24 protein-coding genes are annotated in these 24,480 nt (G+C 73.1%); 12 read left to right on the plus strand and 12 right to left on the minus strand.

Going from position 1 to position 24,480, the window contains the following annotated elements; all coding sequences use genetic code 11:
• Window position 1: 1 nt before the first annotated feature.
• Window positions 2–772, minus strand: coding sequence for a protease (locus MID12_RS32300; RefSeq protein WP_317633430.1), 771 nt, complete (start codon window positions 770–772; stop codon window positions 2–4).
• Window positions 773–1,075: 303 nt separating this feature from the next.
• On the opposite strand from MID12_RS32300, the gene MID12_RS19645 reads away from it, so the two are divergent.
• Complete coding sequence (locus MID12_RS19645; protein WP_263169295.1) at window positions 1,076–2,023, plus strand: GlxA family transcriptional regulator; 948 nt, start codon at window positions 1,076–1,078, stop codon at window positions 2,021–2,023.
• 121 nt (window positions 2,024–2,144) lie between these two features.
• Here the strand turns inward: MID12_RS19645 and MID12_RS19650 are convergent, their stop codons facing one another.
• The 7 genes from MID12_RS19650 to MID12_RS19680 all read right to left on the minus strand — a co-directional run bounded on the left by MID12_RS19650 (window position 2,145) and on the right by MID12_RS19680 (window position 8,397).
• Window positions 2,145–2,945 (minus strand): enoyl-CoA hydratase/isomerase family protein, encoded by an 801-nt coding sequence (locus MID12_RS19650; RefSeq protein ID WP_052482468.1) that lies wholly within the window; start codon window positions 2,943–2,945, stop codon window positions 2,145–2,147.
• Window positions 2,942–4,234, minus strand: coding sequence for a cytochrome P450 (locus MID12_RS19655; protein WP_078845113.1), 1,293 nt, complete (start codon window positions 4,232–4,234; stop codon window positions 2,942–2,944). Before MID12_RS19655 ends, MID12_RS19650 begins: the two co-directional genes overlap by 4 nt.
• A 113-nt stretch (window positions 4,235–4,347) precedes the next feature.
• Complete coding sequence (locus MID12_RS19660) at window positions 4,348–5,724, minus strand: cytochrome P450 (RefSeq protein ID WP_186095458.1); 1,377 nt, start codon at window positions 5,722–5,724, stop codon at window positions 4,348–4,350.
• Window positions 5,725–5,797: 73 nt separating this feature from the next.
• On the minus strand, window positions 5,798–6,388 hold the full coding sequence (locus tag MID12_RS19665) for a GTP-binding protein (protein WP_040252551.1): 591 nt from the start codon (window positions 6,386–6,388) through the stop codon (window positions 5,798–5,800).
• Window positions 6,363–6,737: a DUF742 domain-containing protein gene (locus MID12_RS19670; RefSeq protein WP_040252552.1), complete on the minus strand. Its 375-nt coding sequence runs from the start codon at window positions 6,735–6,737 to the stop codon at window positions 6,363–6,365. The genes MID12_RS19665 and MID12_RS19670 overlap by 26 nt, the downstream gene beginning before the upstream one ends.
• Window positions 6,734–7,138, minus strand: a complete 405-nt coding sequence (locus MID12_RS19675; RefSeq protein WP_040252554.1) for a roadblock/LC7 domain-containing protein — start codon at window positions 7,136–7,138, stop codon at window positions 6,734–6,736. Before MID12_RS19675 ends, MID12_RS19670 begins: the two co-directional genes overlap by 4 nt.
• Window positions 7,135–8,397 (minus strand): ATP-binding protein, encoded by a 1,263-nt coding sequence (locus MID12_RS19680; protein ID WP_040252556.1) that lies wholly within the window; start codon window positions 8,395–8,397, stop codon window positions 7,135–7,137. Before MID12_RS19680 ends, MID12_RS19675 begins: the two co-directional genes overlap by 4 nt.
• Window positions 8,398–9,445: 1,048 nt before the next feature.
• Between MID12_RS19680 and MID12_RS19685 the strand changes: the two genes are divergently transcribed.
• From MID12_RS19685 to MID12_RS19725, 9 genes are all read left to right on the plus strand, one after another.
• On the plus strand, window positions 9,446–10,780 hold the full coding sequence (locus MID12_RS19685; RefSeq protein ID WP_040252558.1) for a sensor histidine kinase: 1,335 nt from the start codon (window positions 9,446–9,448) through the stop codon (window positions 10,778–10,780).
• Window positions 10,777–11,211 carry a roadblock/LC7 domain-containing protein gene (locus tag MID12_RS19690; RefSeq protein ID WP_052482469.1) on the plus strand — a complete coding sequence of 145 codons (435 nt, stop codon included), beginning with the start codon at window positions 10,777–10,779 and terminating at the stop codon, window positions 11,209–11,211. Before MID12_RS19685 ends, MID12_RS19690 begins: the two co-directional genes overlap by 4 nt.
• Complete coding sequence (locus tag MID12_RS19695; protein WP_040252560.1) at window positions 11,208–11,564, plus strand: DUF742 domain-containing protein; 357 nt, start codon at window positions 11,208–11,210, stop codon at window positions 11,562–11,564. The genes MID12_RS19690 and MID12_RS19695 overlap by 4 nt, the downstream gene beginning before the upstream one ends.
• Complete coding sequence (locus tag MID12_RS19700) at window positions 11,533–12,171, plus strand: GTP-binding protein (protein WP_040252562.1); 639 nt, start codon at window positions 11,533–11,535, stop codon at window positions 12,169–12,171. The genes MID12_RS19695 and MID12_RS19700 overlap by 32 nt, the downstream gene beginning before the upstream one ends.
• Window positions 12,168–13,550, plus strand: coding sequence for a cytochrome P450 (locus MID12_RS19705; RefSeq protein WP_237282859.1), 1,383 nt, complete (start codon window positions 12,168–12,170; stop codon window positions 13,548–13,550). Before MID12_RS19700 ends, MID12_RS19705 begins: the two co-directional genes overlap by 4 nt.
• Window positions 13,475–14,617 carry a cytochrome P450 family protein gene (locus tag MID12_RS19710; RefSeq protein WP_263169314.1) on the plus strand — a complete coding sequence of 381 codons (1,143 nt, stop codon included), beginning with the start codon at window positions 13,475–13,477 and terminating at the stop codon, window positions 14,615–14,617. Before MID12_RS19705 ends, MID12_RS19710 begins: the two co-directional genes overlap by 76 nt.
• A 254-nt stretch (window positions 14,618–14,871) precedes the next feature.
• Window positions 14,872–16,116, plus strand: coding sequence for a LolA family protein (locus MID12_RS19715; protein WP_263169316.1), 1,245 nt, complete (start codon window positions 14,872–14,874; stop codon window positions 16,114–16,116).
• Between the two features lie 166 nt (window positions 16,117–16,282).
• The gene (locus MID12_RS19720) at window positions 16,283–17,299 is read left to right on the plus strand and encodes an ABC transporter ATP-binding protein (protein WP_263169319.1); all 1,017 of its coding nucleotides are present in this window, start codon (window positions 16,283–16,285) and stop codon (window positions 17,297–17,299) included.
• Complete coding sequence (locus MID12_RS19725) at window positions 17,286–18,191, plus strand: ABC transporter permease (protein WP_040252572.1); 906 nt, start codon at window positions 17,286–17,288, stop codon at window positions 18,189–18,191. The genes MID12_RS19720 and MID12_RS19725 overlap by 14 nt, the downstream gene beginning before the upstream one ends.
• On the opposite strand, the gene MID12_RS19730 is transcribed toward MID12_RS19725, so the two are convergent.
• Window positions 18,181–18,780, minus strand: a complete 600-nt coding sequence (locus MID12_RS19730) for a flavodoxin family protein (RefSeq protein WP_040252574.1) — start codon at window positions 18,778–18,780, stop codon at window positions 18,181–18,183. The genes MID12_RS19725 and MID12_RS19730 overlap by 11 nt on opposite strands.
• Before the next feature lie 309 nt (window positions 18,781–19,089).
• On the minus strand, window positions 19,090–20,037 hold the full coding sequence (locus MID12_RS19735) for a M28 family metallopeptidase (protein WP_040252576.1): 948 nt from the start codon (window positions 20,035–20,037) through the stop codon (window positions 19,090–19,092).
• Window positions 20,038–20,314: 277 nt separating this feature from the next.
• Between MID12_RS19735 and MID12_RS19740 the strand changes: the two genes are divergently transcribed.
• On the plus strand, window positions 20,315–20,962 hold the full coding sequence (locus MID12_RS19740; RefSeq protein ID WP_317633393.1) for a GNAT family N-acetyltransferase: 648 nt from the start codon (window positions 20,315–20,317) through the stop codon (window positions 20,960–20,962).
• A 56-nt stretch (window positions 20,963–21,018) separates the two neighbouring features.
• Here MID12_RS19740 and MID12_RS19745 read toward each other — a convergent pair whose 3' ends face one another.
• Together MID12_RS19745 and MID12_RS19750 are read right to left on the minus strand one after the other, a co-directional pair.
• Complete coding sequence (locus tag MID12_RS19745; protein ID WP_263169327.1) at window positions 21,019–21,759, minus strand: class I SAM-dependent methyltransferase; 741 nt, start codon at window positions 21,757–21,759, stop codon at window positions 21,019–21,021.
• A gap of 240 nt (window positions 21,760–21,999) precedes the next feature.
• Window positions 22,000–22,926, minus strand: coding sequence for an SDR family oxidoreductase (locus tag MID12_RS19750; protein WP_263169329.1), 927 nt, complete (start codon window positions 22,924–22,926; stop codon window positions 22,000–22,002).
• Between the two features lie 669 nt (window positions 22,927–23,595).
• Between MID12_RS19750 and MID12_RS19755 the strand changes: the two genes are divergently transcribed.
• Entirely contained in the window at window positions 23,596–24,420 is an 825-nt protein-coding gene (locus tag MID12_RS19755; RefSeq protein ID WP_263169331.1) for a hypothetical protein, read from the plus strand.
• Window positions 24,421–24,480 lie beyond the last annotated feature (60 nt).

Genomic DNA, 24,480 nt, shown 5'->3' on the forward strand with positions numbered 1-24,480 from the left:
CTCAGGCCCCGGTGGTGGAGCCCGGCCGGACGATCATCAGCACGGTGACCGTCGCCCACAGCAGGTTGAAGACCCCGGTGGACATCGCGAGCCCGGCGGCGGTCCGCGCCCCGGGCCCGCGGCCCCGCGCGCTCGCCGCCTCCGGGGCGGGTGCCCTCGTTTCCCGGGCGGGTGCCTGAGCCTCCGGGGCGGGTGCCTGAGCCTCCGGGGCGGGTGCCTGAGCCTCCGGGGCAGGTGCCGTCTCGTGGGCCGGTGCCCTCGCGCCGGTCGTCTCCGGACCGGGCACCGCCTCCACGGCCCCCACGCCCACCGCCGCCTCCGCCGCCGCCCCTTCGGTCGCCGGCCTTCCGGCCGCCGCCTCCTCGGCCGTCCTCGCTCCGGCCGAGGGGACGCCGCTCGCGGCGCCCTCCGCCCCGAGGTGGCCGTCCGGGACCCCCAGCGCTTCGAGCGCGTTCTGCTGGCCGGGCAGGATCAGCAGGAGCAGGACACCGCCCGCCACCGTGGTGAGCACGATGGAGACGATCAGCCAGGCGCTGCCGAGCACCCCGAGGCTGCTCGCGGTGGCGAAGCCGAGGAGGGGCACGGCGAGGCCGATCGCGGCGTAGACGCGGCAGATCCGGTGCAGGGTGGCAAGGACCGTACGGGCGGTCGCGTCCCCCGGGTCCGCCTGCGCGCGGCGCCAGAACTTCGGGAACATGCTCGCCGCCACCGTCACCGGACCGATGGCCAGCACCGCGGCCAGGACGTGCAGGGAGAGGAAGAACTTCGTCATGAGGCGCCCCCGTTCAGTGCGTCGGGCGGGGGCCGGCGGGGGGAACGGACCAGGCGTGCATACGGGCTCCAGGACAGGGGAGGGACGGGGATCACCGGGCCGGGTACGGGAGCCGGTGCGGCCCCGACGCTAGGCGCCCGCGCGAGGCCGTCCCAGTGGCATTCTTGACAGGTTCCCCCCGGATGCCGCCAGGACCGGAAGCGGCGCGAACCCACCGGTCGCGGGAGCCCCGTACCCGTCCTCGTATCCGCATGCTCCGGCACTGCCCGCTGGCGGGAATCCGGGACCCGGTAGATTCCCGCCATGCACACCCTCGCCCTGCTCGCCCTGGACCAGGTGATCCCCTTCGATCTGTCCACGCCGATCGAGGTGTTCGGGCGGACCCGGCTGCCCGACGGGCGGCCCGGCTACCGGGTGCGGGTCTGCGCCGCCCGGCCCGAGGTCGACGCCGGTCTCTTCCGCCTCCGGGCGCCCTGGGGGCTCGACGGGCTGCGGGGCGCCGACACCGTCGTCGTGCCCGGGACCGCCGAGCCCGCGGCGCCGCTGCCGCCCGAGGTGCGGGAGGCGCTGCGCGGGGCCGCCGCCGAGGGCACCCGGATCGCCTCGATCTGCTCCGGGACCTTCGTGCTCGCCGCCGCGGGGCTGCTCGACGGGCTGCGGGCCACCACGCACTGGCTGGCCGCGGCCGAACTCGCCGCCGCCCACCCGCGGATCGAGGTCGACCCGGAGGTGCTCTACGTGGACAACGGGCAGTTCCTCACCTCGGCGGGCGCCGCCGCCGGGCTCGACCTGTGCCTGCACATGATCCGGCGGGACTACGGCTCCGCGGTCGCGGCCGACGCCGCGCGGCTCTCCGTGATGCCGCTCGAACGCGAGGGCGGGCAGGCCCAGTTCATCGTCCGGCCGCCTTATCCGCCGGTCCCGCGCGGGGCCGCCCTGGAGCCCCTGCTCGGCTGGCTGGAGGAGAACCTCGGCCGGGAGCTGACCCTCGCCGAGATCGCCGACCGGGCGGGCACCAGCACCCGTACCCTGATGCGCCGCTTCCGGGAGCAGACCGGCACCACCCCGCTGCAATGGCTGCACCGCGCCCGCGTCCGGCAGGCCCAGCACCTCCTGGAGACCACCGAGCATCCGGTCGAACGCATCGGCGCCCAGGTCGGGTTCGGCTCCGCCAACGCCTTCCGGGAACGCTTCCGCCGCACCACCGGCGTCAGCCCGCTGTCCTACCGGCGCAGCTTCCGGGGGCGCTAGCCCGCCCGCAGGGGATCCGGCCGTACGGGATCCGCTCGTACGCGACCGTCCCGTACGGGAGCCGCCCGTACGGGAGCCGCCCGTACGGGAGCCGCCCGTACGGGAGTTGTGCGGGCCGGGGTCAGCTCGTGCCCTGCTGGCGTTCGTAGTGGGCGGCGGCGACCACCGAGGCCATGAGTTCGCCGTCGAGGGCGGAGGGGTCGGCCAGGCGGGTCTGGGCGGCGTAGGCGCTGAAGAGGGCCTTGGTCACGCGCAGGGCGGCGGCCGGGCGGCGCTTGACCGGCTTGGCCCAGGCGTCCACGGCGGCGTCCAACTCGGCCTCGGGGACGACGCGTTGCAGCACGGAGAGGTGGTGCGCCTCGGCGGCGTCGAAGGCGCGGCCGGTGAGGACGAGCTCGCGCACCCGGGCCGCGCCGACCTCGTGCAGCAGGCGGGGCAGCACGCCGCCCCAGGCGGTGGGCAGGCCGAGGGCCAGCTCGGGCAGCCGGAAGCTCGCGGTGCCGGCGCCCACCCGCAGATCGCAGGCGAGGGCGAGGGCGAGCCCCGCGCCGATGGTCTTGCCCTGGAGGCGGGCGATGGTGACCGCCGGGCTGTGGGTGATCGCCTCGCAGACCCGGCGGGCCTTGTTGCCGGTGCCGCGGATGCCGCCGCCGGTCGGGTCGATGTCGACCATGGTGGCGAACTCGCTGCGGTCGCCGCCGAGGCAGAAGTCCTCGCCCGCCCCGGACAGCACGATGACCCGGGTCGCCGGGTCGGGTTCGGTGAGCACCGACAGCAGGTCGTCGAGCATGGGCTCGGTGACCGCGTTGCCGGTCTGGGGGCTGTTCAGCTCCACGTACAGGACCGCGTCGCGCTGTTCGGCGCGGACCGTCTTCAGCTGGTGGGGCACGGCCTGCCCGCCGAAGAGGTTCATGAACTTCATACGGCCAACTCCAGCGAGATGATGCGGCGGAAGACCATCCGGGAGGCGTAGTGCGGCGCCCCGGGGGTGTGCAGGGTGGGGAAGCGTTCCAGGAGCTGGCCGAGCAGGGTCCTGGCCTCCAGGCGGGCGAGCTGCGCGCCCAGGCAGTAGTGGATGCCGCCGCCGAAGGTGAGGTGGTTGCCGCCGCGCAGGATGTCGAAGTCCCCCGGGTTCTCGTTGGCCCGGGGGTCGTGGTTGGCGGCCCCGTACATCACGTGCACCATCGTGTCCTTCGCGAGCGGTATCCCGGCCAGTTCGGTGTCGACGGCGGCGATACGGGTGTTCAGCTGGATCGGGGGGTCGTAGCGCAGCGCCTCGTCCAGGGCGCTGTCGATGTGCTCCGGGTTGCGGCGCAGCCAGTCCCAGCGGGCCGGGTCCTGGAGGAGCCGCCAGACCACCGTGGACAGCAGGGTGGTGGTGGTCTCCAGGGCGGCCACGGTGACGAACATGGTGAGCGTGTAGAGGATCTCGTCGGCGCTCTCCCGGTCCGGTTCCAGCTCGTCCCAGGTGCGGATCCAGCTGGAGAGCACATCCGCGCCGGGTGCCTTGCGGCGCTCGGCGATCAACCCGGTGAAATAGGCGCGCAGCTGCCGGGTGGCCTCCTCCGACAGCGCCAACTGGCTCTTGTTGGGCAGCAGTTCCTGGGCGTGGGCCTGGTCGTGGGTGAGCTCGACCAGGTACCGGTGGTCCTCGGGCGGGATGCCCAGCCAGTCCCCGATGGTGGCGATCGGCAGCATCTCGCCGACCGGCCGGACGAAGTCGGCGGGCCCGCGCGCGAAGCGCTCCGCCAGCTCGTCCAGGAGGTGGGTGGTGTGCCCGGCCACCATCGGACCGAGCGCGGTCAGCGCGGCGCGGTCGAAGAGGTTGCCGATTCCGCGCCGCTGGTGCGTGTGCATCGGGGGGTTGAGGCGCGAGAGGGTCCGGCTCATCTCCTGGGTCGCCGGGGCCTGCCAGCGCTCGGTGTCCGGCTGCCGGGCCTGCCAGGCGAAGTCGGGAACCAGCCAGTCCCGGCCGCGGAGCACCTGGTTGCAGACGTCGAAACCGGTCAGCAGCCAGCCTCCCCAGGGCGTGGGCACCGCCTCGCCGAGCGACCGGATCTCGTTCCACACGGGGAAGGGCTCCGCCAGCCCCTCGGGCGCGCGCAGACGCCCGAGGAGAGGGACAACGGCACGCCGGTCGACGGCTATGTCACCTGCAGGGGATGTCACTCCAACTCCTTGGCCAAGGGGAGTAGTTGTCGACGCAACCATCCCCTGCGGGCACCTTGGTCATGCACGTTTGGCTGTTGCCATTGTCACATGCCAGCTACGGAGGGTGACTGTTTTCGGCCAGGGTCGCACAGCCCGCCGACGGACGCCAGATCTCATACCCGGAAGACGTCCAGGAAGGAACTCCACCAGCCCTTGGCCTTCTTGGGCGTCTGCTCGCCCGGGAGGGCCTGGGTGGGCGGCACCGGCACCGCCTGCGCCACCGGCCGGGGCGCCGCCGCCCGCCGGGCCGCGGTCGGCGTGAACCGCACCGGCAGCGAGACGAGCGCGCGGTGGAACGGGCCCGGTCGCCAGGCGAGTTCGCGGGCCGGGGCGGCCAGCGCGATGTCCGGCAGCGCGTTCAGGATCCGCTCGATCGCGGTCAGCGCGATCAGCTGGGCGGGCGACTTGGCGGGGCAGGCGTGCGGTCCCGCGCCCCAGGCCAGGTGCGCGCCCTTGCTGAGGGTCTGCCGGGCGTCGGTGAGTGAGGGGTCGCTGTTGGCCGCCGCGAAGCTGATCAGCACCGGGGAGTTGGCGGGCAGCACCGTGCCGTCCAGGTCGACGTCCTGGAGGGGGAAGTGGGTGCCGTAGTTGGCGATCGGGGAGTGGTTCCACAGCACGTCGTCCAGGGCGTCCTCGACGAGCAGGCCGCCGCCGCGCGAGCCGGGCGCCGGGGCCTCCTCGGACAGGAGCAGCAGCAGGGCGTTGCCGATGAGGTTGCGCTCCGGCTCGACACCGGCGCCCATCAGCAGGACGAGCTGGTCCTTCAGCTCCTCGTCGCGCAGGCCCGCCGGGTGCTGGATCAGCCAGGAGGTCATGTCCTCGCCGGGCTGGCGGCGCTTGAGGGCGACCAGCTCCATCAGGCAGGCGTTCAGCTCCTCGTTGGAGCGCACCACGTCCTGGCCGTCGAAGAGCATCGACATGTAGTGGGTCAGCCGGTCGCCGATGTCGCCGGTGCAGCCGAAGAGCTGGTTGAAGAGCAGCAGCGGGAGCAGCTTGGCGTAGTCGTTCAGGAGGTCCGCGCTGCCGCGCTCGCTGAACTGGTCGATGAGGTAGTCGGCGACCCGCTCCACATCGCGGCTCAGCCGGGCGGTGTTGATCCGGGCGAGGGACTCGGTGATCGCCTTGCGCAGCCGCAGGTGCTCCGCGCCGTCGGAGAACATCGCGTTCGGGCGGTAGCCCATCATGCCGAGCACCGGGCTGTCGGCGGGCACCCGGCCCTCGTTCAGCGCCGCCCAGCGCCGTGCGTCCCGCGCGAACAGCGAGGGGTTCTGCAGCACCCTGAGCGCCGCGTCGTGCGCGATGACCAGGTCGGCGTCGACACCCGGGGCCAGCTCGACCGCGGCCACCGGACCCTGGGCCCGCAGACGCGCGTAGATCTCCTGGGGATGGGCGGCGAAGTCCTCCCCGTACAGCGGCGCGGACTGGGGCTGGTGCATGGGGCAGCCCGCGGGCGGTGCGGTCTGCGGGGAGGCTCCGGCTTGAGAATCCATCGTCGTTCCTCGGTGTATCTCGGTCTGAGCCCGGGTCTTCGGGAGGTCCGGGGCGGCTGATGGGTGAGGCGCGTCAGGAGGCGCGCGCGAGCAGGTGCTGGATGAGGGTGATCAGGGCCTGCGCCGAACTGTGCTGGTCCCGGGCGTCGCAGTAGACGACCGGGGTGTGCGGCAGCAGGTCGAGCGCCTCCCGCAGTTCCTCCTCCGCGTACTGGGAGCGCGCGTCGAAGCTGTTGACCGCGATCGCGAACTCCAGGCCGTACTTCTCGATCAGGTCGATGACCGGGAAGGTCTCGGCCAGGCGTGAGGGGTCGACCAGGAGCAGCGCGCCGAGCGCGCCCCTGGCCATGTCCTCCCACAGCTGCATGAAGCGCTGCTGGCCCGGGGTGCCGAACAGGTACAGGACCAGTTCGTCGCTGAGCGTCAGACGGCCGAAGTCGAGCGCCACGGTCGTCGTCTTCTTGTCGGGCGCGCCCCGCAGGTCGTCGACGTGCGCCGCCGCCTGCGTCATCTTCTCCTCGGTACGCAGCGGGGCGATCTCGGAGAGGGTGCCGATGAGCGTGGTCTTGCCCACCGCGAAGTGGCCGACGACGAGGATCTTCGCGGCCGTCTGCACCGCGTCCGGCACGTAAATGCTGTCAGCCGAAGCGGCGTTGGAGTCCATGCAGCACCTCTTTGAGGATCTTCCTGTCGACAAGTTGGGCGGGCGGCGGTGCGGCCCGCCGGAGCAGATGGCCCTGGTCCGCTAAATCCGTCAGGAGCAGCCGCACCACACCGACCGGCAGTTCGAGGCGGGCGGCCACCTCCGCGACCGACAGGTAGCCGCCCGAGCACAGGTCCCACACGGAGCGCAGTTCGGGACTGAGCCGGGCCGGGGGCTCCCGGTCGGGCGCGATGGTGACCAGCGTGACCAGGGAGAACCCGTCCGCGTCCGGCAGGTCCCGCCCGTTGGTGATGACGTAGGAGCGGATGAACCCGCTCGTGACCGGCTGCTCCTCACCGGGCGCCGTCATGCGCCGCTGCCGGGATGCTCGCGAAGCGGTGTCATCAGGGCCTTGCCGAGCGCGCTCACCTGCTGCTGCATACGGAAGGACATCGCCTCCATGTCCACGTCGGCACCGGCGGTGGCCGCGAGGTAGGCGCCGCTGCCCGCCGCGATCAGGAAGATCCAGCCGTCGTTGTACTCCAGGAGGGTCTGGCGCCAGCCGGTGGTGTGGCCGCTGCCGATGAAGGGGGCCAGGGCCCGGCTCAGCGACTGCATGCCGCTGATCGCGGCGGCCACGGTCTCCGCGTCGTCGCGGCCGAACTCACTGGAGTGTTCCAGGAGCAGCCCGTCGGACGAGACGAGGATCGCGTGCCGCGCGCCGCGTACCTGGAGCACGTCGTTGAGCGCCCACGACAGATCGGGGTTCACGAGTTCTCTTGTCCTTCCGTGTGCGTCGTCGTGGTGCGCCCGGAGCGGGTCCCGCGCTGGAAGGCGCCGAGGAGGGAGGCCGTCTCCTGGCTGGAGCGGGAGGGTTCGGGGGCGGACTGCTGGGCCGGCGGGACGACCGCGACCGGGCTGGAGCGGCGCCGCTTGGGCAGTCCGCCCGCCGTGGTGCCGACCGGCGGCATCGGGCCGGGCCCGCTGTCGCTGACCGGGGTGAGCTGGGTGGTCGTCTCCGCGGCGGACTCCGGGTGCTCGACCGCGACGGGCTGCGCGGCGGGCGGCTGCTGTACGGGGGTGGGGCCCTGCGGACGGGAGGCGGCGGAAGGTGGCAGGACTGCCTCCGTGGTGAGCAGTTCGTCGGGCAGCAGGATCACCGCGCGGACTCCCCCGTAGGGCGAGACCGAGTCCACCGAGACGGTGAACCCGTACCGGGTGGCGAGCATCCCGGAGACGGCGAAGCCGAACTGCGGGGGGTTGCCCAGGCTGGAGATGGTCAGCGGTGCGGCCGGGGAGAGCAGGGCGGCGGCGCGGTCCTTCTCCTCCTGGCCCATGCCGAGGCCGCCGTCGTCGACGATCAGGCAGACGCCCTTGGAGACGGCCTTGATGTTGATCTCCACCGGGGTGGAGGGCGCCGAGTACTTGGTGGCGTTGGCCAGCAGCTCGGCGAGCACCACCGCGACGGGTTCCACGGCTCTGCTGACGACGGAGAAGCTGGCCTGCGCGTGGATGCGGACCCGGTCGAACTGCCGGATGCGGCCCTGGGCGCTGCGGGCCACGTCGTAGACGGAGGCGACCGACTCGCGGCGGCCGAGCCAGCCGCCGCAGAGCACCGCGATGCCCTGGGCGCGGCGGCCGAACTGGCTGTTGGTGTGGTCGATCGCCATCAGGTCGGCGAGGATCTGCGGGTCCTCGCCGTACTTCTTCTGCGCCTGGTCGATGACGACCTGCTGTTCGTCGGCGAGGCTCTGCAGGGTGCGCATCGCGGCCTTGAGGACCGACTTGGTCTCCTCTTCCGCGTCGGAGCGGACATCGGCGAGCTCGGCCGCGAACTGCGCCCGCAGGCCTGCCTGATGGGCCTGGAGCTCGTCGAACTTGCCCAGCAGGGTGCCGCGTTCGTCATGGAGATCTGCGTTACGCTTCCGCAAGCCGACGTTGGTCCGCCGCGCGCGCAGAACGGCGGCCAGGGCGACCAGAGTTACGGCTATCAGGACCCAGAAGACAGGATCCTGCACAAGTGACGTCATGGAACTCTCTTCAAGTGGCGTAACGGAAAGAACGGCTGGCCCTTCCCGACCTCGGAAGAAGCCACCTCTCCAAGAGGCCGCCGCAGCCTATGCGACCACGTCGGTCGTCGTCCCCTCCGAGATGAGGCCTGAGCGGCTGATCCCCCTGGTGCGATCCACGCACCGTCAGCCCACTGGAAGTTCGCCGACCTTATCACTCGTCAGTGAAGCAACTCCGCGCATGTGAAGGCGAATTGAGCGGCCGCCACTAAGGTTCTGTGAATATCGGGCGCACTGTCCCGCGGGGCGGTGCGGGCGGCGCCGGAACGGCCCGCGAGGCCTTCTGAGGGGCCTGCGGGCGCGGGTGGCGGCGGATGGCGGACCTGCCCGGTGGGAGGTGGTCCCGACCGCTTGTCCAGCCTTCGAAACGCGCGTCGGAGCCCGTGGATGTGGCATCGCTCACAATTCCCGGCCGCCCGCCCGCGGGGCTGTACCCATTTGCCTGACCTGTCGACCTGCTTCCGCTTCTGTGCGGAATATCCCCAAGAGGGCGCTGGCGTACCAGAGTTGCCGACATGCCTCAGCGTATCCACCGTATTACGGAAAAGTGAATTCCCGGGCCGCCGGGAAACGTTCATTCGCGCTGAAGTGACGTATCTGCGTTGTGCGGCAGGGGAGTTGGCGATCCGCCGGTCGCGAAGGATTGTCCGTGCCGGAAATTCGCGAAGCCTCCGCAGAGTGACTTATTGCCAAAGCCGAGCGGCTGTACCAGTCTTGAGTACGTGTCAGTAACCGTAGGTGCAGGCGTGAGCACAGGCGCGCGGAGCGCAGGCGGCGAGGCGCGGCGGGCAGAGCTGTCCTGCGGCGCGAGAACGCCCGGCGCCCGCCCGGCCCGCACCCCTGGGCGGCCGACAGGAGCCCGCGGCTGACACCTCCCCCGACCTCTCCCGCCGTGGACCCATCCCCACCGGCGGCACCCCGGGCTCCCCGCCCACCGCGCCGCCCGCACCGTCACGCCGGAGTCCCCTTCCCCCGGGCCCGGCGACCGCGTTGACCGAGGACTCACCCCATGGACATACCCGTACCGCTCGTCGTCGCCCTCGGCGCACTCGCCCTGTGGGGCCTGCTCGCCGCCGTACTCCTGACCCGCGCCCGCGCCGCCACCGCACGCGCCCGCGCCGAGACCGAGGAGGCGCGGCGCGAGGCCGGGGCCCAGGAGCGGCAGCGGCGGGCCCTGCTGTCCGAGGTGAGCCACCTCGCCGAGAACCGGGTGCCCGCGCTGATCCAGCAACTCGCCCACCCCGCCCACCGGATACCGCCGCTCGCGCACCCGGAGCTCGCGGACACCGAGGTCGACAAGGCGCTGCGCACCGTCGCCGAGCAGCTGACCGCCGCGGTGCGCGACAGCCGGATCCGTACCGACGAGGCCGCGCAGGAGATCATGCGCACCGTCGCGGGCCGGGTGCGCACCCTGGCCGCCCAGATGGAGAAGATCCTCGACAAGGCGCAGCACGACTTCGGCGACCGGCCCGAGTTCACGCCCGTGCTCTACGAACTCGACCACCGCACCGTGCTGATGCGCCGCGTGGTGCAGGCAGTCGCCGTGGTCTGCGGCGACGCCCCGGGCCTGGCCCGGCAGGACTCCTACCTCGCCGACCTGGTCACCGCCGCCCAGTCCCGCGTCGAGTCCTACGGGCGCATCGAGACCACCAACCACCTGCCCGCGGGGCAGCAGCTCGGGGTGGCCGCACCGGCCGCCGAGGCGCTCGCGATGGTCCTCGCCGAGCTGATGGACAACGCCGCCTACTGCACCGTCGGCAGCATGCCGGTGCGCGTCGGCATCCACCGCACCGCCGCCGGGGCCGCCGTGGTCGTCAGCGACTCGGGACCCGGACTGGACACCGCGGAGAAGCAGGAGTTCGCGCTGCGGATGCTCGACACCTCCCGGCGCATCCTGCTCACCGAGATCGGCACCCCGCCCAAGCTCGGCTTCGCCGCCATCGGGCGGCTGACCCGCAGGCACGCCATCGAGGTGGCCATGTCGCCGTCCGCCACCCGCGGCATGGAGGCGGTCGTGCACATCGACGCCTCGCTGCTCGTGTCGATGGACCGGGCCGAGGGCAGCGGCCAGTCCGCCGCGGCCCCGCTGCCCGCCGAGCCGAGCCGCCCCCTCGCCCCCGAACCGGCCGAGGACCCCCTTTCCGCCCCGCCCGCCCAGGCCGCTCCCGGCGGGCTGCCCCGCCGCAGGCGCCGGGCACCCGCCGCCGGGCAGGCGGCGCCGCAGGACGCGGCGCCCCGGGCCAACGACCCGAGCGCGACCCGCGACCGGTACGCGGGCATGCAGGCGAGCCTGGAGCGGGCCCGCAGCGAATCGCCAGTCACCCACGAGGAGCCGTCCCGATGACCACTCCCGACCGTCGTGCCCAGAGCACGCCGCTCGCCGAGGCGCCCAACTACTCGGAGCAGGCGGAGAAGCTGCTCCAACAGCGCCACGACCTCGCCGCCGTGGTCTTCCTCAGCACCGACGGGCTCATCGCCGGCGCGGGCGGCGAGGTCGACCGCGAGCAGGCGGAGACCACCGCCGCCTCCGCCTCCGGGCTCTACAGCCTGGGCCGGGAGTCCCTCGCGGTCGTCGCGGGCGGCGGCGCCCGCGCGCGCAGCGTCACCATCGAGGGCGAGGACGGCCGCTTCCTGCTGATCGTCGCCGCCGGGGACAATCTGCGGATCGCCGCCTTCACCCAGCCCGACCCGGACCTCGGCGGGGTCATGTACGAACTCGCCAAGCTGGCCGACACCTTCGCCCTGCACATCAGCAGCCGGGGTGACGGGAGGTGAGCCGTCGGCGCGACCCGGTCCGGATCACCCCCGCCTATCTGGCGACGGGCGGCCGGACCAGTGCGCGCCGTGCGCTACCCGACGTACTGACCCGGCTGATCCGGGTGGACGGACGGGCCTCCGCCTCGCTCAGCCCGCCGCAGCACCACCTGCTGACGGCGGTCGACGGCGGCGACCTCACCCTCGCGGACGCGGCGGGCCATCTGCGCCTGCCCGTCTCCGCGGTCCGCATCCTCGCGGGCGACCTGCTCGACCTGGGCCTCATCCAGGCCGTCGAGCCCGCTGAACTCCCCGACGTCGAACTGCTGGAGAGCGTCCTCGATGGCCTTCGCAAGCTCAAGAAGCCGGCCTGATCCGGCCGCCGCACCGGACGGCCCCGCCTATCTGCCCAGCTCGGTGCGGAACATGGTGAAGCTGGTGGTCGCGGGCGGACTCGGGGTCGGCAAGACCACCCTGATCCGCTCCGTCTCGGAGACCCGTTCGCTGCACACCGAGGAGGTCATGACGGCGCCGTCCAGCCGCGTCGACAGCCTCGCCTTCACCCCGGAGAAGACCCACACCACGGTCACCATGGACTTCGGCCGCCTCACCCTCGGCGAGTCCGGCGAGACGGTGCTCTACCTCTTCGGCACCCCCGGCCAGGCCCGCTTCCGGCAGGCCTGGCTGGACACCGCCTACGGGGCCCGCGGCGCCCTGGTCCTGATGGACCTGCGCAGGCCCGAGGTCAGCTACGAGGCGATGGACCTGGTGGAGGAGTCGGGGATGCCGTACGCGGTGGCCGTCAACGACTTCCCCGGCTCGCCCGTCCTGGATGCCGCCACCGTCCGCGCCGACCTCGACCTGCACCCCGAGACGCCGCTGCTGTTCTGCAACGCGCTGGAGCGCGAGTCCTCCATCGACGCCCTGATCGGCCTCGTCAGCCACTCCCTCGACGTCTACCGCAGGAACACAGGCCCATGAGCTTCCCCCCGCCCCCGTACTACCGCCTGCACACCGAGGACTTCGCGCAGCGCCGCCACGAGTACTACGCCGACATGCGCCGGCACTACGGCGACCTCGCCCCGATCGAGCTGGTCGACGGCGTCTTCGGCTACCTGGTGGTCTCGCACCGCGCCGCCGCCGACGTGCTGCACGACACCGAGACCTGGACCAAGGACTCCACCGACTGGGCGGCGCAGTGGCCCGAGGACCACCCGATCCTCGGCATGCTCGGCCCGCGCCCCAACCCGATGTTCACCGACGGCGCCGACCACGCCCGGCACCGCGGCGTCACCGCCGACGCCTTCGCGATGATCGAGCCGCACCATCTGCGCGACATGGTCCGCGACGTCGCCGACCAGCTCATCGACACCTTCGCCGCGGACGGCGAGGCCGACCTGGTCGCGCGGTACGCGCGCCCGCTGCCGAGCTATGTCTTCAACCGGCTCTTCGGCCGGGACGACTTCTTCGCGCCCCGGCTCGTCGACGGGCTCGCCAAGATGATGGAGGGCGGCCGGGAGGCCGACGCGGGCAAGAAGGCCTTCGAGGCCTATCTGATGGAGCTGATCGCGGAGAAGCGCGAGAACCCGGGCCGCAACCTCACCACCTGGATGCTCCAGCACCCCGCCGGACTCGACCCGGTGGAGATCGTCCACCAGGTGGTGCTGACCTTCGGCGCCGGACAGGAGCCCACCACCAACCTCATCGCCAGCCCGCTCGCCCGGCTGCTGCGCGACGACGAGCTCTACAACCAGGTGGTCAGCGGCACCCTCGACGTGATCCCGGCCATCGACCGGGTCCTCGCCGACCAGCCGCCCATCTCCAACTACGGGGCGCACTACCCCCGCCAGGACCTCACCTTCCACGGCCGCGGCATCCCCGCCCACACCCTGGTCATGATCGGCTACGAGGCGATCGGCACCGACCCCCGGGGCCCGGGCTGCGCGGCCTCCGGGCGCGGCTCCCACCTGGCCTGGTCCATGGGCCCGCACGCCTGCCCGGTGCCCGGCACCGCGATGAGCATCGCCGAGACCGCCCTCACCCAGCTGATCCACCGGCTGCCCGACCTCGAACTCGCCGTTCCCGAAACCGAGTTGCGGCTGCGCAAGGGCCCCTTCCACCACGCACTCGCCTCGCTGCCCGCGCGCTTCAGCCCGGTCCGCGTCGCCACCAGAGGAGAGATCCCATGGCCGTCGAACCCCTTCACACCCGGAGCGTCCACCCCGTCGACATCCACGGCGCCGACATCCCCGGCGAAGCCGCACGGCTACGAGAGCTGGGGGACGTGGCTGCCGTCGAGCTGCCCGGCGGGATACGGGCCTGGGCACCCACCCGCCACCGCCTCCTCGAATCCCTCCTGAACGACCCCCGGGTCAGCAAGGACCCGCGGGCGCACTGGACGGACTGGCGGAGCGGCTGGGTGCACGCGCACCCCGAGGCGCACTGGATCTACAACTGGTGCGGGGTGGAGAACATGTTCACCGCCTACGGCCCCGACCACACCCGGCTGCGCAAACTCGTCGCCCCCGCCTTCACCGCCCGGCGCACCCAGGAGATGCAGCCCGCCGTCGACCGCATCACCGGCGAACTCCTCGACGCGCTCGGCACCCGCGCCCCCGGCGAAGTCGTCGATCTGCGCGAGCAGTTCGCGCATCCGCTGCCGATGCGGGTGATCTGCGAACTCTTCGGCCTCGACGAGGCGGAGCGCACCGATGTGGCCGCGCTCATCAACACCTTCGTGGACACCTCGCTGCCGCCCGAGGTCGCCGGGCAGGTGCTCGCCAACGGCCGCGAGACCCTGGCCCGGCTGGTCGCCCGCAAGCGCGAGCACCTCGGGGAGGACCTCACCTCGGCGCTGATCGAGGCCCGCGACGGCGGCGACCGGCTCAACGAGACCGAACTCGTCGACACCCTGATCCTGGTCCTCGGCGCGGGCCACGAGACCACCGTCAACCTCATCGGCAACGCGGTCGTCGCTCTCCTCGACAACCCCGATCAGCTCGCCCTGGTCCTCGACGGCACCGTGCCCTGGTCCCAGGTGGTCGAGGAGACCCTGCGCTGGGCGCCCTCCCTCGCCCATCTGCCGCTGCGCTTCGCCACCGAGGACATCCCCGTGGCGGACGTGGTGATCGGCGCGGGCGAGCCCATCCTCGCCACCTTCGGCGCGGTGGGCTGGGACCCCGAGTTCCACGGACCGAGGGCCCACCTCTTCGACGTCACCCGGGCCCCCTCCCGGCACCTCGCCTTCGGCCACGGCGTGCACCGCTGCATCGGCGCCCCGCTGGCCCGCGCCGAGGCGCTCACCGCGCTGCCCCGGTTCTTCGAGGCCTTTCCCGAGGTGGCCCTGGCGAAGGATCAGGAGCGGGCCCCCTTCCCCTCCTTCATCGCCCACGGCCACCAGGCACCCAAGGCGGTCCTGCGCCCCTGACCCGCACGCCCACCCGTGCCCGCGTACCGCCCGGGCGGCGCCTTCCCCTACGGGACCCGGAAGGCGCCGCCCGGCTGCGTCATCCCGCAGAGGTAGGCGAGGTTGCTTCCGAGGGGGGACGCCCCGCGGCCGCCGTTTTGGTCAGATGGAGGCAGACCACTCCTCACCGATTCCGGGTGAGACTGGCGGCCCGGGGTGGATCGAGGGCACATTGGACGGGAAGGCCGCCGCCGACACGGAGGTAGGGCACACACATGGCACCGTACGAATCCGGTACCGACACCGAGGCCGCCGACCGGGCCGCTGCCGCGCGCGGGCGCAAGAAGGCCGCGCGCTACGCCGTCCCGGTCGTGGTCCTCGGTCTCGCGGCGGCGACCATCGGGCTGGTCCCGGCGCTCGCCGACTCCGGGGACCCCGACCTGCCGGAGCTCAGCGCGCAGGAACTCATCGAGAAGATCGCCGCCTCGGACACCCAGCAGTTGTCCGGCACCGTGAAGATCAGCACCGACCTCGGCCTGCCGGACCTCGGCGGGCTCGCGGGCGGCATGGCCTCCCCGCGCGGCGAGCAGGGCGAGGGCGGCGCCGCCGACCCGAAGTCCCGCCTGACGGAACTGGCCTCCGGCACCCACACCCTGCGGGTCGCCGCCGACGGCCCCGACCGGCAGCGCCTGTCGATCCTGGACGACGCCGCCGAGTACAGCCTGATCCACAACGGCGACGAGGTCTGGGCCTACGACAGCGCCTCCGACGAGGCCTTCCACGCCACCGAGGACGGCAAGCACGGCGACGGCGGCAGGTCCGGGCACCGGGGCGGGCTGCCGAAGGACGTCCCCGCGACCCCGGGCGAGTTCGCCGAGGAGGTCCTCAAGGCCTCCGCGGACACCACCTCGGTCACCGCCGAGGGCACCATGCAGGTCGCCGGACGGGACGCCTACAAGCTGGTGGTGAAGCCCAAGGGCGAGGGCAGCACGGTCGGCGCGGTCACCTTCGCGGTCGACGCGAAGACCGGCACCCCGCTCAAGGCCACCCTGACCCCGGCGGGCGGCGGCGCCGCGGTCGTCGAAGCCGGGTACACCAAGGTCGACTTCGGCAAGCCGGCCGCCTCCCTCTTCGACTACCGGCCCGCCAAGGGCACCAAGGTCACCGAGGCCGAGGACGCCGCGAAGGAGGCCCGCGGCAAGGGCGTGCCGCGCGGTCCCGGCAAGCAGCCGGGCGCCGGGGACGTCGCGGCGCCGGAGATCCTCGGCGAGGGCTGGAGCAGCATCGCCCGCTTCGAGGTGCCGGGCGGCCAGGGCCTGCCGGACGCGGGCTCCGGGGACCTGCCGCCGGAGGCCGCCTCCCTGCTCGACGCCTTCGGCGACAAGGTGAAGGGCGACTTCGGCACCGGCCGGGTCTTCTCCACCCGCCTCGTCAACGCCCTGATCACCGACGACGGCACGGTCTACGCCGGTGCCGTCACCAAGGACGCGCTGGTGAAGGCGGCCGAGTCGGCGAAGTAGCGGCCCCCGGCGCCCGGTGCCTTCCGCACCGGGCACCCGCAGCCCCTGAGCGGCCCCGCACCCTGCGGGGCCGCTCGCGCGCGGCGGGGTGTGCTTGGCTGGAGGCGTATCAGCGCAGCACACCGCCGCGTTCGCAGCGCACCACCTGGCAGATCCCGGGGGAGACATGGACCGAGGACCGTCCGCCGACGAGGACGAGGACGAGGGCGTGGACAGGGGCCTGGACGAGGGCGGGGACAGAGGCGTGGACGAGGCCGCGGTCATCGCCACGCGCGGCCTCACCAAGCGCTACCGGGGCGGCCAGCTCGCCGTGGACGGGCTGGACCTGAGCGTCCCGGCCGCCAGCGTCTTCGGCTTCCTCGGCCCGAACGGCTCGGGCAAGACCACCACCATCCGCATGCTCATGGGCCTGATCGCCCCCACCTCCGGCACGGCCCGGGTCCTCGGCCGCCCCATGCCCGAATCCGCGCGCGCCGTGCTGCCCCAGGTCGGCGCCCTGATCGAGGGCCCCGCGCTCTACGGCTTCCTCTCCGGCCGCGAGAACCTGATGCGCTACGACGCCGCCGACCCGACCGCCGAGGGGCGCACCCGCCGGGCCCGGGTCGGCGCCGCCCTGGAACGCGTCGGCCTCGCCTCGGCCGCGGGCAAGAAGGCCAAGGCGTACTCGCTCGGCATGAAGCAGCGGCTCGGCCTCGCCGCGGCGCTGCTCCAGCCGCGCCGGCTGCTCGTCCTGGACGAGCCGACCAACGGCCTGGACCCGCAGGGCATGCGCGAGATCCGTTCCCTGGTACGGGAGTTGGCGGCCGAGGGCACCACCGTCTTCCTCTCCTCGCATCTGCTGGACGAGATCGAGCAGGTCTGCACGCACGCCGCGGTGATGGCCCAGGGGCGGCTGCTCACCCAGGGCCCGGTCGCCGAACTCGCCGCCCGCGCCCGCGGCAGGCTCACCGTCACCACCCCGGACACCGCGGACGCCGCCCGGGTCCTGAAGGAGCAGGGCGTGGGCGATCTGGTCACCGCCGAGGACCGGGTCAGCGGCGAGCCGCCGGGCCGGGACCTCGCCGAGGTGAACGCGGCGCTGGTCGCCGCGGGGGTGCGGGTGCGCGGCTTCGGCCTCGAACGCGGCACCCTGGAGGACGCGTTCGTGGCACTGACCGGGGAGGGCTTCGATGTCGCGGGCTGAGGCACCGGCGGCGGGCACCGCGGCCGGGAAGGCGCCCGCGCGGCGCCGCCCCGGCGGTCTGCTGCGCAGCGAACTCCTGACCACCTTCCGGCGCTGGCGCACCCTGGCCCTGCTCGGCGTGCTCGCGGCGGTGCCGATCCTCTTCGGCATCGCGGTGAAGGTGGAGACCGCGGACGGCGGCTCCCTCGGCGGAGGCGGCGGCGGTGGCGGCGAGGAGGCCGGGCCCGCCTTCATCTCGCAGGTCACCAACAACGGCCTCTTCCTGGTCTTCACCGCGCTCGCCGCGACCCTGCCCTTCTTCCTGCCGATGGCGGTCGGGGTGATCGCCGGGGACGCGCTCGCGGGCGAGGCGAACGCCGGCACCCTGCGCTACCTCCTGGTCGCCCCCGCGGGACGCACCCGCCTGCTGCTCACCAAGTACGCGACCACGCTGGTCTTCTGCCTGGCCGCCACCCTGGTGGTCGCCCTCTCGGCGCTCGCGGTGGGCGCCGCGCTCTTCCCGATGGGGGAGCTGACCACCATCTCCGGTACCCGGATCGGCTTCGGCGAAGGGCTCGGGCGGGCCCTGCTCATCGCCCTGGTGGTCGCCGCCTCGCTGGTCGGCGTGGCCGCGATCGGCCTCTTCCTGTCGACCCTGACCAGCAGCGGCATCGCCGCCATGGCGACCACCGTGGGCCTGCTGATCACCGTCCAGATCCTCGACCAGATCCCCCAGCTCCACGCCGTGCGGCCGTACTTCTTCTCGCACTACTGGCTGTCCTTCGCCGACCTGATGCGCGAGCCCGTCTACTGGGACGAGATCACCAGGAACCTCGGCCTCCAGGCGGTGTACGCGGCGGTCTTCGGCTCGGCGGCCTGGGCCCGGTTCACCACCAAGGACATCACGGCCTGAGGGCGCCCTCCTCCTCGTAGGCGAAGCGGGCGGGCTCCGGCTCGCGGGCGAAGAAGGTCTTGGCGCGGGTGAGCGCGGCGGTGTCGGCGAGGACGTCGCCGGGCTTGCTGCCGTTGCCGAGCAGGACGCCGCCGAAGCGCATGCCCAGATAGGCGGCGGAGTTGCGCAGGGTGCCGGTCAGCGGATCGGCCACCACCTCCTCGGTGTGCGCGAGCGCGCTGACACCCCACAGGTTCCGGCCCGCGAGGGTGGCCTTGAAGTCGACTCCGGGGGTGCGCAGCCAGCCCGACCAGTGGTCCAGGTAGCGCTTGGTGAGCCAGGAGACCGAGTACCAGTACAGCGGGGAGGCGATCACCAGGTCGGTGGCCGCCAGGGTGGCGTCGAGCAGCAGGGCCTCGGGGCCCTCGGTGGGGCGTACGTGGTCGCTGTCGTGCCGCAGGTCGGCGAAGTCGCGCAGCGGATGCTCGGCGAGGTCGATCCACTGCTGCCGGGTGCCCGGGGGGAGTTGGGCCGCCGCCTCGCGGGCGAGCAGTTCGGTGTTGCCGCCGCTGCGGGTGCTGCCCAGGACGAAGAGGAAGGAGCGGGTCATCGGGGCCCTCCGGGGTCGGGGCCGCCGCGGGTCCGGGCGCCGGGAAGGTCCGGGGCCGGGAAAGGCGACGGCGACTGCATGCATGTGCAAGTTATGAACATGCATGCAGTCGCCGTCATTCCCGGGCCCCCGGGCACGTCCCCGGTCATCGGCTGAGGGAGGTTCCCGGTGGTGGCGCGAGTGCGGGTGCGCGCCACCGGCCCGTGGGGGAGAGGGACTTGGGGGCCAGTAGGCCTGGCGTGAGCGGGAGTCGGGGGCGAGCCGCCGGTCCGGCCGCGCCCGGGTGGGCGGGGCCGGACCGGCCGGGGCTCAGGAGGCCAGGTTCCAGATCGCGTGCGCGATGGCGTCGCTGTTGCGGTCCAGGGCCGTCTCGTCGATGTTCTCGGTGGTGTCGCAGGACGAGTGGTAGCAGTTGTCGAAGGGCTCACCGGCGGTGCCGCCCCAGTTCTCCGCCTGCTCCGGGGTCTTCTCGTAGTCGGCGCCGCTGAACAGCCCGCCGACCTTGATGCCCGCGTCCTTGAACGGGGCGTGGTCCGAGCGTCCGTCGCCCTCGGTGTCCACGTCCGCGGTGATGTCCAGGCCCGCGAAGTAGTCGTCGAAGAGCTTCTGGAGCTCCGGCTCGTCGTCGTAGACGAAGTAGCCCGGGTTCGGCGAGCCGATCATGTCGAAGTTCAGATAGCTGCTGATCTTCCCGCGGTCCTCCGAGGACAGCTCGTCCACGTAGTGGCTGGAGCCGACCAGGCCGAGCTCTTCCGCGCCCCACCAGGCGAAGCGCAGGTGCTTGCTGGGCTGGAAGTCGGACTTGGCCACCGCGAGCGCGGTCTCCAGGACGCCCGCCGAGCCCGAGCCGTTGTCGTTGATGCCCGGACCCGAGCCGACGCTGTCGAGGTGGGCGCCCGCCATGACGGTCTGGCCCTCGTCGCCGCCCGGCCAGTCGGCGATCAGGTTGTAGCCCGTCTCGCCGCCGGTGGTGAACTCCTGGAGGCTGGTGGTGAATCCGGCCTCGTCGAGCTTGCCCTTGATGAAGTCGATGGAGGCCTGGTAGCCGGAGCTGCCGTGGGCCCGGTTGCCGCCGTTCTGCTCCGCGATGGACTGGAGCCGGCCGAGGTCCGCCTGGACGTCGGCGACGGATATGTCGGGTGCCTCGGCCTTGGCCGGGGCGGGAGCCGCGCTGGAGGTGACGGCACCGGTGGTGATGAGGCCCGCGACGGCAACGGTGGCGACCGCTGCGGCCCTCAGGGAAGCGGAGAATTTCATGTGGGGGGACTCCGTTATTCCGTGGGGGGAATGTGGCTCATGATGGTGGTCGCCCTGAAGGTGAACCGTCAAGTACGTATAAAAGACAGGACGTTGTGGATATCGGATATCCGCAGGTCAGCCGCCCTGTCAAAACCCTGTGAACAGTGGCCACCGGGGCGTTCACTCCTTTCACAGCCGCCCTCCCCGGCGGCCCCCGAGCTCGCCCCGGCGCGGCGGAACGGTTCGTCAACACCCCGCGTTCCAGGGGCAGTTGACGAAGGAGGAGCATGACCGCATGGACGATCTCGACGCCGCGCGGAAGGCGGCCCCGGGCGAGGACGACGGCGCCCCCCTCGTGTCGTACGAAAAGCACGAAGGGCGCGAAAGGGGTAAGGGGTGGGGGGCGTATGAAGGCCGCGAGGAAGACGACTGCGACGAACACGGCGACTTCGACGACTTCGTGACCGAACGCCTCGTGCTCCACCCCATGACGCTCGCCGAGGCCCGCCGTGTCGTGTCCGGGAAGCCGGGCCCCGACGACCGCTGGGCGCCCGGCTACCCGGCGCCGATGGACGTGGAGGGCGCCGCCGACTTCGTCAACGCCTGCCTGATCAAGGGCGATCCGCAGCCCTTCGGCGCCTATGAGATCCGCCGCCGCTCCGACGGCCTCGCCATCGGCGGACTCGGCTTCAACCGCCCGCCGGACGAGGAGGGCACCACCACCATCGGCTACGCCCTCGTCCCCTCCGCCCGCGGCCGGGGCTATGCCACCGAGGCCCTGCGCGCCCTCCTCGCCTTCGCCCGGGCCCGCGGCCTGAGCTGCGTCAAGGGCGACGCCGACCTCGCCAACCTCGCCTCGCAGCGCGTGATGCGGGCGGCGGGCATGCGCTGGAGCGGCGAGGACGAACGCGTCCGCTACTACGAGACCGACTGGGAGGAGTAGGCGGCAGCAGGGCCTGCCCGGCGAGGGGAGGCCCGCACGCCCTCGCGCGGCGGAACCTACGGTTTGTGGGCCACCCACAGCAGTTCCGCGGGCCAGCGGTGTGCCCAGTCGGGCGGGTCGGTCTCGTTGTAGCCGTTGGGGGTGCCGGGTCCGGGCCGCGGCTCGATGAGGTCGTCGATGACCAGACCCGCGCCGCGCAGGACCCTGACCCAGTCGCCGTAGGTGAGCTGGTAGCTGGTCGCGCCGTCGCCCTCGGCGATGGTGTCCAGCCCGAAGTAGTCCTGCCGAAGCGTCGTGGTCACGCGGGCGGCGGCCTCGTCGTAGCAGGCCTCGAACCAGGGGCTGGCGACGTTGAACACCAGGCGCCCGCCGCGGCCCAGGACGCGTGCGGCCTGCGGGACGGCCAGGTGCGGGGGCGCCCAGCTGAGCCCGCCGAAGTCGCAGAACACCAGGTCGAAGCTGCCGGCGGCGAAGGGCAGCTGTTCGGCGGCGCCTTGCACCAGCGGATAGCGGGCCGCCCCCATCGCGCGGGTGGCTGCGGCGAGTTGGGCTTCGGAGAGGTCGAGCCCGACCACGGTGGCGCCCTCGGCGGCGAGCGCCCTGGACCACTGCCCGGCGCCGCAGCCGAGTTCGAGGACGCGCTTGCCGGTGACATCGCCCAGGGCGCGCAGATGCGCGTCGGGGAGGGCGTACATGCCCCACAGCCGGGGTGCGGCGCCGATCTGCGGGTCGTGCTCCTGCTGGTAGGCGCTGCTGATCCGGTTCCAGAGCCGCCGGTTGGCGGGGATGCTGTTCACCCGCCGACTCCAGCACTGCCTGCCGGGGGCGGGCAACACCATGGGGGCATCGACCTGTCCTCGCCCCGGTCCGGCCTTGGCTCGGCCCCTGATCCGCCGGCCGGGCCCCAAGGCCTTTCGCCCGCTCCGCCCGCTTCACCCGCTCCGCCGCGAGCCCCGCTTGAGCCGAGACGGCGTCGTCCGAAGCGGCGTCGTCCGAGGCGGCGTGATCCGAGACGACGTGATCCGAGACGAAAGGCCCTAGCCTCGCGCGGCCGGGACCTCCGGCTCCGGAGACCCGTGCCGGGAGGGCGTGCTCCCGGTCGCCGCTCGTCCGTCCAGCGAGGCGGCGACCGCGGCGGAGAGGGGAGTGGTGGGGCGCCCGATGAGCTGGGCGAGTTCGCCGGTGGTGGCGGAGAGGAGGCCGCGTTTCACGGCGCCGTCCACATCGACGAGGACCTCGGACAGCTGCTCCGGCACCCCGTGCTCGGCCAGCATCCGCAGATGCTCCTGCGGGGAGAGGTCGCGGTAGCCGACCTCCCGGCCCGACTGGCGCGCCACCTCGGCCGCGAACTCCGGGAAGCTCCACGCGGTGTCCCCGCTCAGCTCGTAGGCCCGCCCCTCGTGCCCCTCGCCGGTCAGCACCGCCGCGGCCGCCGCCGCGTAGTCCGCCCGCGCGGCCGAGGCCACCCGGCCGTCCCCGGCCGAGGCCATCACATAGCCCTGCCGCAGCACCGGGGCGAGGTTCTCGGTGTAGTTCTCGTGGTACCAGCCGTTGCGCAGGAAGACGTACGGCAGCGAGGACTCCAGGATCGCCTGCTCGGTCGCCTTGTGCTCGGCCGCGAGCAGGAAGTCGGCCTTCGGCCCGCCGAGGACACCGGTGTACGCGAGCAGCGCCACCCCCGCGTGCCGGGCCGCCTCGACCACCGCCCGGTGCTGCGGCACCCGGCGCCCCGCCTCGTTGCCGGAGACGAAGAGCACCCGGTCCCCGGCGGCGAAGGCCCCCTTGAGGGTGTCCGGCCGGTCGTAGTCGGCGAGCCGTACGTCGATGCCGCGGGCCCGCAGATCGGCGGCCCTGGTCCGGTCCCGCACCACGGCGGCGATGCCCTCCGCCGGTACCCGCGCGGAGAGCGCCTCGATGACGTGCCGTCCGAAACGGCCCGTTGCTCCGGTGACGACCAGGCTCATGCCTCTCCCTGCTGCTCGGCTCGGCCGGGAATCCGCCGGGCGCCCTGACGGCGGGCGGGGCGCACCTGGTTCCCGTTCGTGACGTGTGCCGGTCCTCCCGGTGAGCACCGTCCGCTCACTCTAAGGGAGCGCGTGATGACCCGAAAGCTGAGGGCAGAGCCCTGCGGAGAGCAGCGAAAGTGTGCTGGGGACAGGGGTTGGGGGAGAGGTGGCGGGAGGTGTGGGGTGGGTCGTTGTCCGCGGGTTCTCTTTGCAGATGCGAGTGATGGGGGTGCCGTACGGAAACTTGGGATCGGGGGGCTTGGGGGCTTGTGGGGGCGTCGGGTGCTTGGGGGACCGGGAACTCGGGGAGGGCGTACGGGACTTCGGGAGAACGGGGTCGTACGGGAACGTGGGGCGGTACGAGCCGCACGAGCCGCACGAGGCCGTACGAGGCCGTACGGGATCCCGGGGCTACGGGGCGGGCCGAGTCGGGCCGCCAGGGCTGTTCGGGGCGCGGCGGTCGAGGTGAGGGCTGGAGCGGCGGTCGGGTGGCCGTCGGGGTGAGGCCGGAGCGGTGGTCGGGTGGCCGTCGGGGTGAGGGCCGGAGCGGTGGTCGGTGCGGTGCCCAGGGTGGTGGTCGCCCGGGGCGACCGACAGGGGCGCGCGGTACGCCGATAGGTTGAGCGGATGCGCGGACCGGCACCTGTGGCGAAACGGGCCCTGAGGGGCCTGCTGTTCGCCCTCGCCTGTCTGGCCCTGGGCGCCCTCAGCCACGTCAGCGCGGGCGGGGAGCTGCCCGGCGCGGTCCCGCTCGCCCTCGTCCTGGTCCTGCTCACCGCGGGCGCCACGGCGCTCCTCGACGGCCGCCGCCCCCGCTTCACCGCGGCGACCGTCGCCCTCGGCGCCACCCAGTTCGCCCTGCATCTCGCCTTCCACCACCTGGCGGCGGGCGGCGGCCACGCGGGTCACTCGGCCCCGGCGGGCGACCGCGCGGGCGGCCATGGCGCCGGTGGCCCCGCCCTGAGCGGTCACGCGGCAAGCGGCCACGGGGCGGGCGGCCAGGGGATGAGCGGGCATGTCATGGACGGTCACGCGATGAGCGGGCACTCCATGGGCGGCCACGCGACGAGCGGCCACGCCATGGACGGCCCTGCGACGGGCGGCCACTCCCTGAGCGGTCACGGCATGGGCGGCTCCGGGGCCGGGCTCGCGGACGGGCCGGTGTCCGGTTCCGGGGCCGAGGCCCATGCGATGGCCGCGATGACGGGGATGACCCTGGCGCACGCCCTCGCCACGCTCGCGAGCGTGGCCTGCGTGCTCTACGGCGAACGCCTGCTCCGCCGCCTCGCCGCCCTGGTCCTCGCCCGGCTGCTCCGGCTCGTGGTGCCGCCGCTGCCCGCGCCCCCGCCGAGGGTGCACCGGCGCTTCCCCGCGCCGCGCGGCGCCCGCTTCGGCGTCCTGCTCGCCCGTTCCTGCCCCCGGCGGGGTCCGCCCCCGGCCGCCCTGGCCTGAGCCCGCGGCACGTCCCCAACTGCCTTTCCGCGCGCACCCGGTGAAGCCGGTGCGCGCTCC

It is taken from the genome of Streptomyces sp. SCSIO ZS0520 (assembly GCF_025643355.1).
Taxonomy (GTDB): domain Bacteria; phylum Actinomycetota; class Actinomycetes; order Streptomycetales; family Streptomycetaceae; genus Streptomyces; species Streptomyces physcomitrii.

Excerpts from the sequence above, each read along its gene's own strand:
- MID12_RS19735 (WP_040252576.1), bottom strand. The coding sequence starts at position 20,037 with ATGAAATTCTCCGCTTCCCTGAGGGCCGCAGCGGTCGCCACCGTTGCC.
- MID12_RS19660 (WP_186095458.1), bottom strand. The coding sequence starts at position 5,724 with ATGGATTCTCAAGCCGGAGCCTCCCCGCAGACCGCACCGCCCGCGGGC.
- MID12_RS19740 (WP_317633393.1), top strand. The coding sequence starts at position 20,315 with ATGGACGATCTCGACGCCGCGCGGAAGGCGGCCCCGGGCGAGGACGAC.
- MID12_RS19705 (WP_237282859.1), top strand. The coding sequence starts at position 12,168 with ATGAGCTTCCCCCCGCCCCCGTACTACCGCCTGCACACCGAGGACTTC.
- MID12_RS19690 (WP_052482469.1), top strand. The coding sequence starts at position 10,777 with ATGACCACTCCCGACCGTCGTGCCCAGAGCACGCCGCTCGCCGAGGCG.
- MID12_RS19645 (WP_263169295.1), top strand. The coding sequence starts at position 1,076 with ATGCACACCCTCGCCCTGCTCGCCCTGGACCAGGTGATCCCCTTCGAT.
- MID12_RS19670 (WP_040252552.1), bottom strand. The coding sequence starts at position 6,737 with ATGACGGCGCCCGGTGAGGAGCAGCCGGTCACGAGCGGGTTCATCCGC.
- MID12_RS19755 (WP_263169331.1), top strand. The coding sequence starts at position 23,596 with ATGCGCGGACCGGCACCTGTGGCGAAACGGGCCCTGAGGGGCCTGCTG.
- MID12_RS19680 (WP_040252556.1), bottom strand. The coding sequence starts at position 8,397 with ATGACGTCACTTGTGCAGGATCCTGTCTTCTGGGTCCTGATAGCCGTA.
- MID12_RS19725 (WP_040252572.1), top strand. The coding sequence starts at position 17,286 with ATGTCGCGGGCTGAGGCACCGGCGGCGGGCACCGCGGCCGGGAAGGCG.
- MID12_RS32300 (WP_317633430.1), bottom strand. The coding sequence starts at position 772 with ATGACGAAGTTCTTCCTCTCCCTGCACGTCCTGGCCGCGGTGCTGGCC.
- MID12_RS19750 (WP_263169329.1), bottom strand. The coding sequence starts at position 22,926 with ATGAGCCTGGTCGTCACCGGAGCAACGGGCCGTTTCGGACGGCACGTC.
- MID12_RS19655 (WP_078845113.1), bottom strand. The coding sequence starts at position 4,234 with ATGGTTGCGTCGACAACTACTCCCCTTGGCCAAGGAGTTGGAGTGACA.
- MID12_RS19700 (WP_040252562.1), top strand. The coding sequence starts at position 11,533 with ATGGCCTTCGCAAGCTCAAGAAGCCGGCCTGATCCGGCCGCCGCACCG.
- MID12_RS19685 (WP_040252558.1), top strand. The coding sequence starts at position 9,446 with ATGGACATACCCGTACCGCTCGTCGTCGCCCTCGGCGCACTCGCCCTG.
- MID12_RS19665 (WP_040252551.1), bottom strand. The coding sequence starts at position 6,388 with ATGGACTCCAACGCCGCTTCGGCTGACAGCATTTACGTGCCGGACGCG.
- MID12_RS19730 (WP_040252574.1), bottom strand. The coding sequence starts at position 18,780 with ATGACCCGCTCCTTCCTCTTCGTCCTGGGCAGCACCCGCAGCGGCGGC.
- MID12_RS19650 (WP_052482468.1), bottom strand. The coding sequence starts at position 2,945 with ATGAAGTTCATGAACCTCTTCGGCGGGCAGGCCGTGCCCCACCAGCTG.
- MID12_RS19715 (WP_263169316.1), top strand. The coding sequence starts at position 14,872 with ATGGCACCGTACGAATCCGGTACCGACACCGAGGCCGCCGACCGGGCC.
- MID12_RS19720 (WP_263169319.1), top strand. The coding sequence starts at position 16,283 with ATGGACCGAGGACCGTCCGCCGACGAGGACGAGGACGAGGGCGTGGAC.